Origin of the sequence: Coprothermobacter platensis DSM 11748 (assembly GCF_000378005.1) — a bacterium.
In the GTDB taxonomy this organism is placed as follows: domain Bacteria; phylum Coprothermobacterota; class Coprothermobacteria; order Coprothermobacterales; family Coprothermobacteraceae; genus Coprothermobacter; species Coprothermobacter platensis.
Window position 1 is genome coordinate 510054 of sequence record NZ_KB899040.1, and the last position, 15419, is coordinate 525472.

General features: G+C 42.1%; 12 protein-coding genes. 10 read left to right on the forward strand and 2 right to left on the reverse strand.

Features of this window, described 5'->3' with window-relative positions:
* Window positions 1-12: 12 nt before the first annotated feature.
* The 4 genes from ileS to serS are packed head-to-tail and all read left to right on the forward strand — an operon-like array spanning window position 13 to window position 5237.
* Complete coding sequence (gene ileS / locus D890_RS0102785; RefSeq protein WP_018963012.1) at window positions 13-2736, forward strand: isoleucine--tRNA ligase; 2724 nt, start codon at window positions 13-15, stop codon at window positions 2734-2736.
* Entirely contained in the window at window positions 2703-3092 is a 390-nt protein-coding gene (locus D890_RS0102790; protein ID WP_026291292.1) for a signal peptidase II, read from the forward strand. Before ileS ends, D890_RS0102790 begins: the two co-directional genes overlap by 34 nt.
* Entirely contained in the window at window positions 3056-4006 is a 951-nt protein-coding gene (locus D890_RS0102795) for an RluA family pseudouridine synthase (protein WP_018963014.1), read from the forward strand. Before D890_RS0102790 ends, D890_RS0102795 begins: the two co-directional genes overlap by 37 nt.
* Window positions 3981-5237, forward strand: coding sequence for a serine--tRNA ligase (gene serS / locus D890_RS0102800; protein ID WP_026291293.1), 1257 nt, complete (start codon window positions 3981-3983; stop codon window positions 5235-5237). The genes D890_RS0102795 and serS overlap by 26 nt, the downstream gene beginning before the upstream one ends.
* Window positions 5238-5241: 4 nt before the next feature.
* On the opposite strand, the gene D890_RS0102805 is transcribed toward serS, so the two are convergent.
* On the reverse strand, window positions 5242-6705 hold the full coding sequence (locus D890_RS0102805; RefSeq protein ID WP_245533128.1) for a penicillin-binding transpeptidase domain-containing protein: 1464 nt from the start codon (window positions 6703-6705) through the stop codon (window positions 5242-5244).
* Window positions 6706-6749: 44 nt separating this feature from the next.
* On the opposite strand from D890_RS0102805, the gene D890_RS0102810 reads away from it, so the two are divergent.
* A complete protein-coding gene (locus D890_RS0102810; RefSeq protein WP_018963017.1) occupies window positions 6750-7685 on the forward strand; it encodes a 1-phosphofructokinase family hexose kinase in 936 nt (311 codons plus the stop codon).
* A gap of 53 nt (window positions 7686-7738) precedes the next feature.
* On the opposite strand, the gene D890_RS0102815 is transcribed toward D890_RS0102810, so the two are convergent.
* Window positions 7739-8773 (reverse strand): bis-aminopropyl spermidine synthase family protein, encoded by a 1035-nt coding sequence (locus D890_RS0102815; RefSeq protein WP_018963018.1) that lies wholly within the window; start codon window positions 8771-8773, stop codon window positions 7739-7741.
* A gap of 79 nt (window positions 8774-8852) precedes the next feature.
* Between D890_RS0102815 and D890_RS0102820 the strand changes: the two genes are divergently transcribed.
* The 5 genes from D890_RS0102820 (at window position 8853) to uvrB (ending at window position 15377) form a co-directional block, all read left to right on the forward strand.
* Window positions 8853-9179: a holo-ACP synthase gene (locus D890_RS0102820; protein ID WP_051073661.1), complete on the forward strand. Its 327-nt coding sequence runs from the start codon at window positions 8853-8855 to the stop codon at window positions 9177-9179.
* Window position 9180: 1 nt separating this feature from the next.
* On the forward strand, window positions 9181-10554 hold the full coding sequence (locus D890_RS0102825; protein WP_018963020.1) for an NAD(P)H-hydrate epimerase: 1374 nt from the start codon (window positions 9181-9183) through the stop codon (window positions 10552-10554).
* Window positions 10544-12250, forward strand: coding sequence for a DNA primase (dnaG, locus tag D890_RS0102830; RefSeq protein ID WP_018963021.1), 1707 nt, complete (start codon window positions 10544-10546; stop codon window positions 12248-12250). The genes D890_RS0102825 and dnaG overlap by 11 nt, the downstream gene beginning before the upstream one ends.
* An 83-nt stretch (window positions 12251-12333) precedes the next feature.
* Window positions 12334-13419, forward strand: coding sequence for a sigma-70 family RNA polymerase sigma factor (locus D890_RS0102835; RefSeq protein ID WP_018963022.1), 1086 nt, complete (start codon window positions 12334-12336; stop codon window positions 13417-13419).
* Window positions 13420-13421: 2 nt separating this feature from the next.
* The gene (uvrB, locus tag D890_RS0102840; RefSeq protein WP_018963023.1) at window positions 13422-15377 is read left to right on the forward strand and encodes an excinuclease ABC subunit UvrB; all 1956 of its coding nucleotides are present in this window, start codon (window positions 13422-13424) and stop codon (window positions 15375-15377) included.
* The last annotated feature ends 42 nt before the right edge of the window (window positions 15378-15419 follow it).

Below are 15419 nucleotides of genomic sequence, written 5' to 3' on the forward strand. Positions count from 1 at the left end.
GGAGGAAACTATATGGCAAAGGAAAAAGGAAAGTACGACAGTACGATTAACTTGCCTCAACCTGTCTTGCGGATGAAGGCCAATTTACCTCAGACAGAGGAAAACTGGCTTGAGTTTTGGCAGGAAAATCATATCTATGAAAAGGCACTGGAACAGAGAAAAGGGAACTCCGTTTTTGTTTTGCATGATGGTCCACCTTATGCCAACGGCGATATCCATTTAGGCACTGCTCTTAACAAAGTTCTAAAAGACGCGGTGAACAAATACAAACTGTTGAAGGGTTTTAAGACACCGTATGTGCCTGGTTGGGATACACATGGTCTGCCTATTGAGCAACAGGTGACAAAACAGACAAAGGTCAATCCGGACGATGTCGCGATTACTGAATGGAGAGATAAATGTCGCGATTTCGCGCTTTCTTATATAGATAAACAGATGAAAAGTTTCAAGCGTTTAGGTGTTTTCGGTTTGTGGGATAACTACTATGCCACGTTTAAACCTGAATACGAAGGTAAAGAGTTGGAAGTACTTGCCGATTTAGTTGAGAAGGGTTTTGTAGTGAGGAAAAGGCGTCCTGTTTACTGGTGCCCTCATTGCAAGACGACGTTGGCAGAGGCAGAAATTGAGTACAAAGAGATATCTTCTCCATCCATTTATGTGAGTTTTCCAGCGAAAAACGGTGATTTTAAGGTGATTGCGTGGACCACTACACCGTGGACTCTTCCAGACAACGTCGCACTCGCATTCAATCCTGAAGAAAACTACGTCTTTGTAAAAGTGGACGGAGAAACGTTTGTCGTTGCAGAGAAGCGTTTGTCAGATGTAGCAAAAGTACTTGAGTGGAAGAACTACGAGGTGATTGCTTCAAAGCCAGGTTCAGCGTTTGAAAGTGAACGATTTGAACATCCCATTTACGGAGATAAAGAAACAGTTGGCATAACTGCTGATTATGTTGCTATGGATGAAGGTACAGGTATTGTACATATTGCTCCAGGGCACGGAGAAGAGGACTATAGTGTCTGGGAAGAAAAAGGCATTTCTGATTTCCCCATGATGATTGATGATAACGGCAGATTTACTGACCAAGCAGGATTCCTTTCTGGCATGTTTTATGAGGATGCGAATGATGTCATATTATCGTTTCTGAGCGAACGCGGAAAGTTATTGCATAAGGGCAGTATCACGCATTCTTATCCTCATTGTTGGCGGTGCCATAACCCTGTCATTTTCAGGGCTCTCAGCCAGTGGTTCATCGACGTGGATCTATATAGGCAGGATGCGCTGGATGCACTGGACAAGACACGCTGGATTCCAGAAGGCTCCGATGTACGAATTCGGGACATGATAAAGAGTAGGCCTGATTGGTGCCTGAGCAGGCAAAGGATTTGGGGTGTACCGATACCGTCGGTGCGGTGTACTCACTGCGGCCGTTCCATATTAGACCCACGTGTTGTTAGAAACGTGGCGCAATCCGTAAGAAAAAGTGGTTCAAATGTTTGGTACTCTGAGCCGTTGGAAACATTCCTACCACCCAAATTTAAGTGCCCTGATTGTGGAGGAACCGACTTTGAAAAGGAATATGATATTTTGGATGTGTGGTTCGACAGCGGAGTAAGTCATTATTCAGTTCTTGAACAGTATCCAGATTTGAAATGGCCTGCGGATTTGTATCTTGAAGGTTACGACCAACATCGAGGCTGGTTCCAGACAAGCCTGCTTACGGCTGTACCTTTGAAAGGTGAAGCTCCTTTTGCATCTGTGCTGTCGCATGGGTTTGTACTAGATGAATCTGGTCGAGCGATGTCAAAAAGTGTTGGAAATGTTATTGACCCATTAAAGGTTGTTGGCGAAACAGGAGCAGACGTACTTCGGCTTGCCCTTTTAATGAGCGACTTTACTGCCGACATACAGGTGGGGCAGAATATTCTGAACCAAGCATCCGAGATTTATAAGAAGATAAGAAATACCTTCAGATTCATGGAAGGCAATCTGTTTGACTTTAAGGACGTTGATGCAGTGCCTTTCGATGAAATGAAAGCTATCGACAGATGGATTTTAGCTCGTTGGAGCGAAATGAAGAAACGCCTTTCAGCTTCGTTCGATGCTTATGAGTTCTATAGTTTTGTAAGTATTTTCCACAGTTTTTGTGTGAAGGAACTAAGTTCCATTTACCTTGACGCAATAAAAAGCAGACTTTATATGAGAAAACCAGGGCACAAAGACAGAAGAAGTGCTCAGACAGCGCTTGCTGTCATGGCTAAGGAATTTCCCATACTCATTGCACCAATATTAACGTTTACGGCTGAGGAAATGTGGCAGGCTCTCAGAAGCCATGATTTAGTTAGCGAAGAATCTGTTTACCTTGCTGACTGGCCAGATTTTAATTTTGAACTTAGCGATAAAGAAAATGATTTTTGGGAGAATGCCCTGGAGCTACGAGAAAAAGCAAATGAGCTTATGGAAAAGCTAAGGCAGAATAAAGAAATCGGCCATTCTTTGGATGCCTCAGTTACTATTTATGGAAGCGGTGCAGATTTTCTAAGCCCCGCTGAGTGGTCTGAGCTATTGGTAGTGTCCTCTGCTGATGTGCATAGTGAAGGTAAGGAATGGGATGTAGAAGTAAATAAAGCAGAAGGCGAAAAGTGTGCCAGATGCTGGAGGATTAGAGAAGATGTTGGCCTGGATGACCAACACCCAGAAATATGCGGCGAGTGTTTAGACGATATAACTGGCTAATACTGGGTATTTATGGGTTAGTCGTGGATAGGATATCGAAGTCTGCAATCCTTTACGCGGCTAGCCCTTATGTGTTAAATCAGGGCGTTTCATTTGGCGTCAGTTTCGGGCAAGGCACTACTATTCTTGTCATATTTGCTGTTATTTTGCTGCTGTGGGTTGCACTTAGTGAGAAAAAGTACCTTTGGTTATCTCTTTTTGGCGCATTAGGTAATGTCCTTGATAGGTTTATTTATGGTGGTGTTATAGATTTTATACACATGGGGAGTTTTCCATGGTTCAATGTGGCAGATTTTCTCATTACTTTAGGGCTTGTGCTATGGGCGATGAAGCAGTTAGGGTTATTAGCGGAATAGCCGACCTTGATGGAAGGCTAGACATTGCACTCATGGACCTCATAGATGATGAGGGTATATCCAGAAGCTGGGTACAGAGGTGCATAAAGTCAGGCCTTGTTCAAGTGAACGGTAAAACTGCTGAAAAATCTTCACAACATGTGCATCCGGGTGACCGCTTGCAAATCACGTTAGAACCGAGGACAACAGAACTATTACCCATGGATGTTGCATACGAGGTTGTTTATCGTGATCAGTATATGGCTGTTGTAAACAAACCACCTCATTTAGTGGTTCATCCAGCGCCCAGTGTTCGAGGTGCTACCTTGTGCCATGGTTTATTAAAAGACTTTCCAGAAATTAAAGATGTTGGTAGTCCAGAGCGACCGGGAATTGTGCATCGCCTGGACAAAGATACATCAGGTTTAATGCTTGTTGCTTTGAACATCGATAGTTATATGCGCTTGATTAAAATGATTGCTTCGAAAGAAGTCATAAGAAAGTATCTTGTGGCTGTTCTTGGAAAAGTAGACGCTCCGTTTCAGGTCAACGCACCTATAGGACGGGACGAAAGAAATCCTACGCGAATGGCTGTCACAGAAACAGGTAAATTTGCCTATACCAGTTTTAAACCGCTTGCTCAAGCTTCCAACAATGTGACATTATTGGAGGCATCTTTGGGAACAGGTAGGACCCATCAGATCAGAGTTCATCTACGTTATAGAAACCTTTATGTGCTTGGTGATGAAACATATGGAAATGCTGAAAGTTCCATGCTAGCTCCACGAGTTTTTTTGCATAGTTACTTTGTCCAATTTCAGCATCCTATAACCGGTGAAGTGCTATGCTTTACATGTCCACTTCCCGATGATTTGAAAAACGCTTGGGACAATTTAGGAGGCGATAGTATTGTATACCCTTCGATTTGTGCGTGATAACGAGAAAGATTTACGTGAGGCATTAAGAAAGAGACAAAGTGATGCGTTTATTCTCGATCAAATACTCGCTTTGGATGATCAGCGTAGAAGCGAAGTTACGGCTTTACAAGAGCTCAATACAAAACGTAACGAATTAACGGCTGTGGTTGCTCAGAAGAAGAAAAACAAAGAAGATGCGCCAAATGAAATTGCTTTGCTTAAAGAACTAAAAGATTCTGTCAATTCTAAAGAGGCCATTGTTAGTGAGCTCGATGGAAAGATTAGAGAACTCCTTATGCAACTTCCGAATATTCCTGACAGTTCTGTTCCAGAGGGCAAAGATTCTTCCGATAATGTGGAGATACGACGATGGGGTGAACCACGACAGTTCTCTTTCGAACCAAGACCGCATTGGGAAATTGGCGAAAGCATGGGTATCCTTGATTTCGATCGTGCAGCAAAGATATCTGGTTCACGTTTTGTTGCTTACAGGGGTTTAGGGGCCTTACTGGAACTTTCACTTATAAACCTGATGGTTTGGACACATGTAAATGAGCATGGGTACACCTTTGTTTTTCCGCCTTATTTAGTTAAAGAAGAGACAGCTTTCGCTACAGGTCATTTGCCTAAGTTTAAAGATGAAATGTACTACTGCCCGGAAGATAATCTTTATTTAATACCCACTGCTGAACTTCCTATGATCGCTTACCATGGCGGCGAAGTACTTAACGAAAGTGAGTTGCCCAAGCGTTATGTTGCATACTCCGCGTGTTTCCGTAGAGAAGCTGGTGCTGCTGGGAAAGATACGCGAGGGCTTATAAGACGTCATCAATTCAACAAGGTCGAGCTAATAAAAATCGTTAAGCCTGAAAACTCATTCGATGAGTTGGAATCACTGGTGCAAGATGCTGAATCCATACTTCAGATGCTGAACCTGCCTTATCGTGTTATTGTGCTATGCACAGGCGATATGGGTTTTTCTTCTGCAAAAACGTATGATATAGAAGTTTGGATGCCTTCCTATGGTCGTTATGTAGAAATATCTTCTTGTTCCAATACCACTGCATTCCAATCACGTCGGGCTAACGTAAGAATGCGTCGACCAGATGGAACAATGGATTTTCCACATATGCTGAACGGATCTGGATTAGCGGTGGGTAGGACGGTGGCCGCTATTATGGAAAACTATCAAAAAGAAGATGGGACGTTTGAATTGCCTGCGGCACTGCAACAGTTTATGAAGTTATAAAAAGCTAAGGTGTGTAACCTTTAAAGAGCATTACGTCGCGGACGACTTGCCTAAACCAAGGAGCCGCGACGTAAACAGCCAACGAAGGACTGATGTTGGCAGGTCGGTCTATGCTCACGAGCAAAATCATCTGTGGATTGTCACCGGGTAGTATTCCCACGTATGAATACAATCTATCGGTTTGTGTGTACTGCCCATTTACTGGAACCTGTGCGGTTCCTGATTTCGCAGCCACATTAAAGTATTTACCCTTGTATGGAACAGCAGCAGCAGATACTGTCGGTGTGGCTATAGTCTTCATTATGTTTCTAACGATGCGAGCAGATTCTGCACTTACTACTCTGGTGGGCGTGGCAGTAGGAAACTCTATCCGCTGCCCATCCACACTTATGCTTTTGACCAGACGCAAATCGTAAAGCAGGCCATCGTTTGCTATAGCTGTATAAGCACGCAAGAACTGTAACGGCGTAAGAGCTACACCTTGACCAAAGCCTGCGTTTAGAATACTTGCTATAGCATTTTGTGGCAAAATTGACGTTGCTTCTCCTGGGAAATTCAAGGCTGGTTTATCCATTTCATACTTTTTAAAACCTTCTATCAATCTTTGATAACCTACTCTCTTTGCCACGTTAGCCATATAAATATTGCTCGATTGTTGCAGAGCCCGTGTGATATCCACTGTACCTAAGTATTTCCAATCTTTTATTGTTATTCCGTCGATTTGTACAACTCCGGGTGAATATACTGTGTATGATGTATCGATGGCTCCTATGTCCAATGCCCAGGCCATTACCAGGGGTTTAAAAATCGATCCTGGTTCGAAAAGTTCTTGATAAACAGGAGAAGAACCTGTCTTGTTTTTTGTGTAAGCAGAAGCTGCCAAAACGTCTCCTTTGTTTGATATTACCGTTATCCATGCACGCTGCGGATTGAGTTCTTGAGCAATCTGGGCAACATACTTGTCAGTAATATTCTGTATGCCAGCATCAATTGTTGTCTCCACCAGTGGTTGCGTTGCCGTCTTCGAAAATGAATAGCGTGTTCCGAGAACCATGCCCAAAGCAGATTCTAAACCTGTGTCGCCGCCCGGGGCGTGGGTGCCTATGATGTACTGAACGTTCTTTGCTTGCTGACGTTCTTCTCTAAGCTCAACCCAAGCGTATGGTGTATCAACATAAACATGCGGTAACGATGTGATTTCGCTGCATTTTAAGCCCAAGGTTTTCTCAAGATTTTCATTGCAACTATCTCCAAGAAGCGCTTTCGGACCCCAAATCCGTTTTGTTATGGAAGAACTGTTATATGCAATCAGACCACCTGAAGACGTTATGGAACCTCTCAATACCAGAGAAGGAGACAACGGCTTTTCTGCCTGATCGTGAATGAATTCTGTAGAGGAAAAGACAGATAAGAACATTATTACAAAAGCCGAGAACAGAAGCAGTGGTATCATTATGTAACGTTTCACGTTTATAATGTTAGCATGAAGCAAGGAAAGAAAGGAGGGATGTCATGATTATAACGGTAACCCTTAATCCAGCTATTGACATGTGGCTGACTGTTTCCAGTTTGCAGAAAGGGCAGTTCGTTAGATCTGAAAAAGAACGTCTCAACGCTGGAGGAAAAGGCGTAATTATAGCTCGCATTCTGCAAAAGCTAAATATGGGACCAGTGGTGGCATCCGGCATTCTGGCAGGTAGGACAGGCTTGAGCTTGGAGGATTACCTTTCCAGAGAAAAAGTTCCGGCGAATTTTGTCTTTTTGCCAGGTTTTGATACGAGATTAAACATCGAAATCGTGGATAATTCTGACGGATCGGTCACACAAATTAATACCAGCGGGCCTTCTGTGGCTGAAGAACATGTTAATCAACTTCTTGATAACATTGGACGCATTAGCCACGTCTCCGACGTAGTTGTTCTGGCAGGGCAAGTGCCATCGGGTCTACCTGAGGATATTTATCAAAAGATGGCGGACACGTTGACAAAGAAAGGTCTAAAAGTGGTTGTCAACTCAGGTGCCCAATTTGTAAATCCCATTTTAGAATCCAACAATGCTGTGAGCGTTGTATTGGACCCAAAGGGCCCCAATGGGTATCAGGCTACATCTTTGGACGATGAAATTGAGTTGGTAAAGAAGTATTTAGGTGACAGACCTGTGCTTAGCTTTTCTTTGTCCAATACAGAAAACGTCATCGGAATGAATGGAAATATCTATCATGTCCGCATCCTTAATCCGAACATAAGGACACTGTGGGGTGCGAACTCCGCTTTAGCTGCAGGTTTGATCCGTGGTATTCATGAAAATGTGAAGCCTGAGGATGCAGTAAGCACTGCTATGGCTATGGCTTATTACATGGCTCGCGACCCTTGGGCACTGTTTGACAACACAGCTCCATTGGATGAAATAAACAAACTTAGGGACTCCATCGAAGTTAGGAAGATTTAATAATTTTCCTTACGTGGAGCCCCTGAGGTAGGGGCTCCTTAAGAGCTAAATTGTTAACGGTCGGCTGTTACGAAAGCTTCGTCATCGTAGTAAAGTTCGTCTGAAAGTTCTATAGTGCCGCTAACCAGCGGTTTTAAGTCTTTTACAGCATAAACTCTGTAGTAATCTGAAGTGTAGAAATAAACATCAGGTGCTCCCACATCAACGGGAGCCTCAGTCACTACTCTAAAGCCCTGTGTTAGCAGGTCATCAGCATCTAAATCATATTCATGAAAATCTCGTATTATATCTGTTATTACAAAACCCATTTCATGAAGGCGTCCTTGAATTTCGTACCATTTCTTGCGACTACTCTCAATGTGTGTAAGTCCAAAATAACCAGTAGAATCTTCACCACGAAGGCCTTCTGCACAACGAGAAAGGAATAAGGTTATACCGTCTATTGTCTCTACTGGATCAGTAATGAATACATCGTATGATTTCCTTATTTCATCGCGAAATGGGTGTTGCACATCATACAACTCTGCACTCACATTAGAAAACCCCAAAGATTCGGCTTTTCCATTTATGTAGTGAACTAAACGCTCATCAACTTCGAGAACTTTAACACTTCTTGGTAACCCAGTAATCGCTAAAGCCAAAGACGTTAAATCGTCGTCACCGACAATGAGTATATCTTTGTTTTCTAAATCACCAAATCGGTGTACCAACGAGACACGCCTTATGGTATCGTCTGTAATGACATACCCTTGATCATAATCTTTTATTGCCTTTGGTCTGTCCTTTGTCACTTCGTGAAATTTATCTGCCCATTCAGCATACGTCCCTCGAAGGACGATAGTCTTTCCCTCACAGGTATCACAAACTGGCGACTCATAAGGCGTGAGTCCCTCGTGTAAAGCAGTATTTTTACCTTCATCAGTTAAAACGAAAATCTGATTGTCAACTTTTACTAAACCTTGTTCCAATAAACGTTGCAATTCTTTTTCAAAATTTGGTAAACTATCGTCTTGATATCTTATGAGTTGCCAATAAGATTTTGGGCCTTTCAGCAAAGCTCTTAGCAGATTTCTTGTTGTTCGGGTCATGGGGTCACCTCCGTCAAAAGTAGCATTTTATTTATTTGCCTTATAGTTCACAAAGCAGCATTTATAGTATAAATTATACATGATGATAAAAGGCGTTGGCGTGGACATCATTTCAGTGGAACGTTTTGATCGTGTTTTGCAAAAACACGGAGACAGGTTATTAAATACATATTTTGCAAAAGAAGAACGGGAAATGCCGTTGCTTTCCTTAGCAGCTCGTTTTGCAGCCAAGGAAGCGGTTAAGAAAGCACTGAACACTCCCAAGATATCTTTTAAAGATATCTTCATACCGTCTCCTGCAAAGGAGGCAGTGTTACGTAATATTGACATAGACGGTCGCATCCTTGTATCTATAAGCCATGAAAAAACGATGGCGGTAGCCGTAGCCATTTGGGAGAGTGATTAGTATGATTCCCTTGGTTGGCAGAAATATGAAGCATATTGAGGAAAACCTTTTTAATACATTCGCTGTTTCACCTTCTGCCCTGGTAGAACTGGCAGGGCAATCAGCCTTTCGCGAAATAGTTACATCTTTTGATGTAAAACATGTCGGTGTTGTGGCAGGTAAGGGAAATAACGGAAATGATGCTTTAAGCTGTGCTCGTTTCTTGCTTAATGCTGGATACATGGTTGACGTGTATTCTCTTTCGCAATCATCGCAACTAGATTACCTAAAGGCATTCGGTGCTCATCTGTCATTGGATATTTCCGAACTAAAAAACGCTGAGCTGATCGTAGATGGCATGTTTGGTTACGGATTTGTTCCTCCGCTGTCCGACAATCTTAGGCATGTGGTAGAGGTTTTAAATGAATTAAGATGCCCTATCCTTAGTTTAGATATTCCTTCGGCTCTTCCAGCTGAAGGTGCGTTGGACGATTTAATGGTTCATTCATCAGAAACGGTTATCATGGGACTTCCCAAGCTCAACGAAGTGACAGGATTGGGGTTGATAAACAGTGGGAAATTGGTTCTAAATAACTTCGGGTACCGTGGGTATTTTTATGGTGTAGGTGCTGATGCTTATATGGTTGAAGAGAGCGATGCTATCAACTTTTGGAAAAAAGCACAAAAAAATACATACCACAAACGCGATGCAGGCCAGGTGACCATTGTAGCAGGTTCTGATCAGTTTCCGGGTGCAGCCATTCTTGTGGCTAAAACATTGGTCTACATGGGCACTGGTTTGATATATATATCCGGTAGTGAATCTGTGCAGAATATGATTGTGAATCTTATTCCGCAGATTATAAAGGGGAATGGCAATGGTGTCTATGTAGCTGGGCCTGGCGTTGTAGAACCCTATTCATGCGTAAGATATTTGCCTGCTGATTCAATAAAGGTTTTAGATGCAGGAATGCTAAGAAGCGATATCCTTGAGGATGTTGATAATGCGGTAATAACGCCTCACGAAGGTGAGGCCGCTCGTCTTTTAAACACAACACCAGAAGTGGTCAGGATGAACCGTTATAAAGCAGCAAAAGATCTTTTTGATAGATTTGGACATGTGGTGGTACTTAAAGGTCCGGGAACCATCATTTACGATGGTTCTTCATACTTTGTTATACCAATCAATGAACCGAAATTGTCCACTGGTGGTACAGGAGATGTCTTGTCTGGTCTCATAGCTTTCTTCCTATGCCATGGATTGGGTTTTGTGAAGGCTTCTATAGCGGCTGTCTATCTGCATGCTTTTGTTGCGAAGTCTTTCACTACGGGTTTGGATTTAAACAAGTTCATTGAAAAACTTTCAGAATGCTGGTGGTCGAACTGTGACCGTTGATGAAGCGGCTGTTTACATACGTAATAACGTTGACATTGTAGAAATCATTTCCCGATATGTTTCTCTGAAGAAAGTCGGACGAAATTACTTTGGTCTTTGCCCATTTCATAGCGAAAAAAGTCCTTCTTTTAGTGTGAATCAAAGCAAGGGCATTTTCAAGTGTTTCGGATGTGGCGAAGGTGGAGATGTCATAAAGTTTTTGTCAAAAATAGAGAACATTTCTTATAGGGAAGCTGTTATCCGTTTAGCTGGAGAAATAGGCATCACTGTTGAAGTGGATGCTAGAACTGAAGCTCTTTTCAAGCTAACTGAGGATTCTCAGAAACTTTTGAATACTGTTTTAGAAACGAAGGCGGGTAGTCTGGCTTTAAGTTATCTGAAAGACAGAGGAATAAAGGACGAAACAATAAAAAAGTTTGGTATCGGGTATGACCCTGCAAGAGATTTTTTGCAGAAGGGTTTGACGAAACGTGGCTACAAACTGGATATGCTTCGAGCTGCAGGCTTAATAAATTCATCTGGCAACGACTTTTTTGCGTATCGTGTGGTCTTTCCCATAGATAACATGAGTAAGCGGGTGGTTGGGTTCGGTGGGCGCTCGTTAGACAATAATAATCCAATAAAGTACTTAAATACTGGAGAAACGCCATTGTTTAAGAAATCGAGAGTACTTTATGGACTTAGGCAGGCTTTGCCCATTATTGATAAGAGCAAGTCAGTCATTTTAGTGGAAGGGTACTTCGATACAGTAGTATTAAGTCAAGAAGGGTTTATGAATGTGGTTGGCATCCTTGGAACTTCTGTTAGTCCTGAACAGTCCAGATTATTGAGCCGTAGGGTGAGGCGTGCCATATTGCTACTTGATGCCGATGATGCAGGCATAACAGCAGCATTAAAAGGGTGCTTTGCCTTACTTTCCCAGAATGTGGAACCTGTGGTGGGCATTTTACCTGAGGGTCTGGACCCCGATGAGACAGCGTTAAGATACAAAGACAAACTTATGGATATTCTGAATGCACCCATGAATCTTGTACCTTTTATAAGCTTTGTAGCAACCAAGTATTTCAAGGGAATTAGGTCGCCGGAGTTCCTCGAGGTGCTTTCTCAGAATCTCCGTGGTTTATCTACCTCTCCTCTGCTGGAGATGGCCTTAAAAGAAATCTCCGAGGCTATGGGGGTGGAGCCAAGGACGTTACTGGGATTTGTTTCTATGAAAAGCAATTCTTCAGAAAATGATTTTAGTGACCGCTCAGTGCAAACGCAGAGAAAGTTAAGTGATGTGGAAAATATTGAAGAGCAGATGGCACGGCTTATCGCAAATACTCCTGAATTGAGTACTGTAGTTATGGCGGATGAATATTTTTATCCCTATACTCCTGGTTTAAAAGAGGTTATGGACGCTGTGACAAAATGGGATCCAGAAATCCACAATGCAGAGAATTATATAGATTTATTTCCCGATTACCTAAAAGACTTTGTTGAAGAATCGCTTGCAGAAAACTTTGGTACATATGAACAAAAAGAAAAACTGGTGAAAGAACTACTTGGGAGGTGGCGAGTAAAAGATTTGGATAATTTCATTAAAAAACTCAGAGAGCAGATTGAACACGCTCCAAGTGATAATTTACTGGAGCAATTACAGGAAGTGCTTAAAGAACGTGAGGAGGTAAGTAGAGAACTTCAAAATATAGAATAGTTTAAGAAGTTCGTTTAATCTTATTATATTTTGGGTATACCATTATGGAGAATTCTTAAGGCAGAGGTGGTGTTTTGGAGAATATGGCCAGTAGAGGGAAAAAAGCGAAAAAAGATTTGAGTGAAGAATTAGAAAACCTCTACAACAGTAAGAAGTTTGGCTTAATGGAAGAAGATTTAGATTTGCTCATCAACAGTTTGGATCCTGAAGAACTGGATGTGGACCAAATTGACCTGTTTTTAGAGGAAAAAGGTATTAGTTTAATTCCTGAAGAGCCTCGTATTTATGGAGAAAGTGTTTCCTATGAACAAGGACTTCCGGAAGAGGAGGAACAGGTAAGAGAGCTCATGCAGGTTTACCTGCATGATGTGGGACAATACGACTTGCTTACCGCTGAACAAGAACGTATTCTTGCTCAGAGAATTGAGAAGAATGATTCCGCAGCACGTGAAGAACTCATTAAAAGAAATCTACGTCTGGTGATTTCTATTGCAAAGAAATACACTAATAAAGGCCTCAGTTTTATGGAACTTATACAAGAAGGTAATATAGGGCTCATAAAAGCAGTAGAAAAATTCGATTGGCGCAAAGGTTACAAGTTTTCTACTTATGCTACGTGGTGGATAAAACAGGCGATAACGCGTGCTTTGGCAGACCAGTCAAGGCTTATTAGACGCCCTGTTCATATGGTTGAAGCATATCACCAATTCCAGAAGAAGTTAAATGAGCTGTACAACCAATTAGGTAGAGAACCTACAGCTCAAGAACTCGCTACTGCTCTTGGATTTAGTGAAGATAAAGTTCTGGCTTTGAAACAAATGTCCAACCCGGAACCGCAATCTTTGGATGCTACCATAGGTGACCAAGATGACAGCCGCGTACAGGATTTTGTTCCTGACACAGGTGAGGGTGCTGCTGATAAGTATTTCTGGGAAGAAGAACGTAGACGTGTCCTTGAAGAAGTCCTCAGTACTCTTAACAAAAGAGAACGAGAAATAGTCGAGATGAGGTATGGCTTAGTTGATGGCGTGGAGCACACGTTGGAAGAAGTGGGAGCGAGCTTCAATATAACACGGGAACGAGTTAGACAAATAGAAACTAAAGCGTTGAGAAAACTTCGTCATCCAACAAGGATTAGAAAGCTTAGAGAATATCTGGATATAGAGTAGGCATGAAGGAACAATTTCGTGTAGAAGCGCCGTTTGTACCAAGTGGCGATCAGCCTGAAGCTATTAATCAATTGGTTCAGGGAATAAAGAACGACTATCGTTTTCAGACGTTACTTGGTGTTACTGGTTCTGGAAAGACATTCACTATGGCAAAGATTATCGAAGAGATGAACATGCCAACTTTGGTAATATCTCCTAACAAGACATTGGCTGTGCAACTGTACTCAGAATTTAGAGAGTTCTTTCCTCATAATGCTGTAGAGCTTTTTATGAGTTACTATGACTACTATAGACCAGAAGCGTATATCCCAGAGACGGATACATACTTGCCAAAAGACGCAGCAATAAACGAGGACATTGATAAAATGCGTCTTTCGGCAATCTCTTCTTTGCTTTCACGCCGAGATACGATAGTCATTGCTTCTGTGTCATGTATTTATTCTTTAGAGAACCCTGAAGTGTTTGCTGGTTCTTCCTTCACTGTGAGCGAAGGCATGAAGCTGGATACGAAGTTATTCATACGCCGCTTATCCCAGATAAGTTATGAAAGGAATGATATCGAATTAAGACCAGGTAATTTTAGGTCTCGAGGTTTTAAAGTGGATGTTTTTCCTCCACATGCCCAAGGAACTATTTCTGTGGTGTTCGATGACGACATTGTCGAAGATATTTATGAAACAGACCCACTCACAGGTGAACGCTTGTTTTCTTACCATTCTTATACGTTCTTTCCTGCAAAGTATTTTGTAACTTCAGAGGAAACAATTCGAAAAGTTGTCGATCAAGTTATGGTAGAGCTTCAACGCCAAGTACAGCAATTCAAAGAGGAAGGTAAGTTCATAGAAGCTCAGCGTATTGAAGAACGTACTAAGTATGATATGGAAATGCTCTTGTCAACTGGCTACTGCAGCGGCATAGAAAACTATTCCCGCTACTTTAGTGGACGACAGGAAGGACAAAGGCCTTATACTCTTTTGGATTATTTCCGAAAACCATACTTGTTATTTATCGATGAGAGTCATCTAACGGTCCCTCAAGTGAGAGCAATGTATCACGGAGAAATGCAAAGGAAAGAAACATTGATTAGGTTTGGATTCAGGCTTCCCTCAGCGAAAGACAACCGTCCTCTTAATTTTGATGAGTTTTTGTCGCTGTTGGACAAAGTTGTTTTTGTTAGTGCAACGCCTGGACCTTTTGAGCTAAGCGTTTCTGATCAGGTGGTAGAGCAGATTGTGCGCCCCACAGGGTTGGTGGATCCTCAAGTAGAAGTAAAACCTGCAACTAACCAGGTGGAAGATGTGGTTAGAGAACTCACAGAGATTGTCAAGCGTGGCGAACGTGCTTTAGTTCTTACATTGACGAAACAAATGGCTGAGCGTCTTTCAACATACCTAAGTTCGCTCAAGTTTAAGGTGCGATATTTACATTCAGAAATCGATGTTATAGAAAGGTCCAAGGTATTGAAAGAACTCAGAACAGGTGTGATCGATGTGGTTGTTGGTATTAACCTTCTTAGGGAAGGGCTTGACCTTCCAGAAGTATCTTTGGTCGCAGTGTTGGATGCTGACAAAGAGGGCTTTTTGAGAAGTGAACGGTCACTTATTCAAATGATAGGACGCGCGTCACGTAATGTAAACGGAAAAGTGATTTTATATGCTGACCAACTAACTGATTCCTTAAAGTTGGCTATCGATGAAACCAACAGAAGACGAGAAAAACAGTTGGCTTACAATGAAGAACACGGTATCACGCCTCAAACTGTTCGTAAGAGAGTTGTAGATTACCTCGATTTCATAAGTGGTCAAGCAAACAGCGCTCGTATGAGTAGAGAAGAAGTTAGCTCTATGCTCATGCAGCTTGAACAGCAGATGTACGATGCAGCTGAGGCACTGGAGTTTGAAAAAGCTATTGAAATTCGCGATAAAATAAAAGAACTAAAAATGGCATATAAAGTATAGCCGATACTCCTGTCAGCAGCAGGGTTGAAAGCTTTTCATGTT

Coding starts and splice junctions, on each gene's coding strand:
- D890_RS0102825 (WP_018963020.1), top strand. CDS start 9,181: ATGATTCCCTTGGTTGGCAGAAATATGAAGCATATTGAGGAAAACCTT.
- D890_RS0102815 (WP_018963018.1), bottom strand. CDS start 8,773: ATGACCCGAACAACAAGAAATCTGCTAAGAGCTTTGCTGAAAGGCCCA.
- D890_RS0102790 (WP_026291292.1), top strand. CDS start 2,703: ATGCGGCGAGTGTTTAGACGATATAACTGGCTAATACTGGGTATTTAT.
- ileS (WP_018963012.1), top strand. CDS start 13: ATGGCAAAGGAAAAAGGAAAGTACGACAGTACGATTAACTTGCCTCAA.
- D890_RS0102810 (WP_018963017.1), top strand. CDS start 6,750: ATGATTATAACGGTAACCCTTAATCCAGCTATTGACATGTGGCTGACT.
- D890_RS0102835 (WP_018963022.1), top strand. CDS start 12,334: ATGGCCAGTAGAGGGAAAAAAGCGAAAAAAGATTTGAGTGAAGAATTA.
- uvrB (WP_018963023.1), top strand. CDS start 13,422: ATGAAGGAACAATTTCGTGTAGAAGCGCCGTTTGTACCAAGTGGCGAT.
- D890_RS0102820 (WP_051073661.1), top strand. CDS start 8,853: ATGATGATAAAAGGCGTTGGCGTGGACATCATTTCAGTGGAACGTTTT.
- D890_RS0102795 (WP_018963014.1), top strand. CDS start 3,056: ATGGGCGATGAAGCAGTTAGGGTTATTAGCGGAATAGCCGACCTTGAT.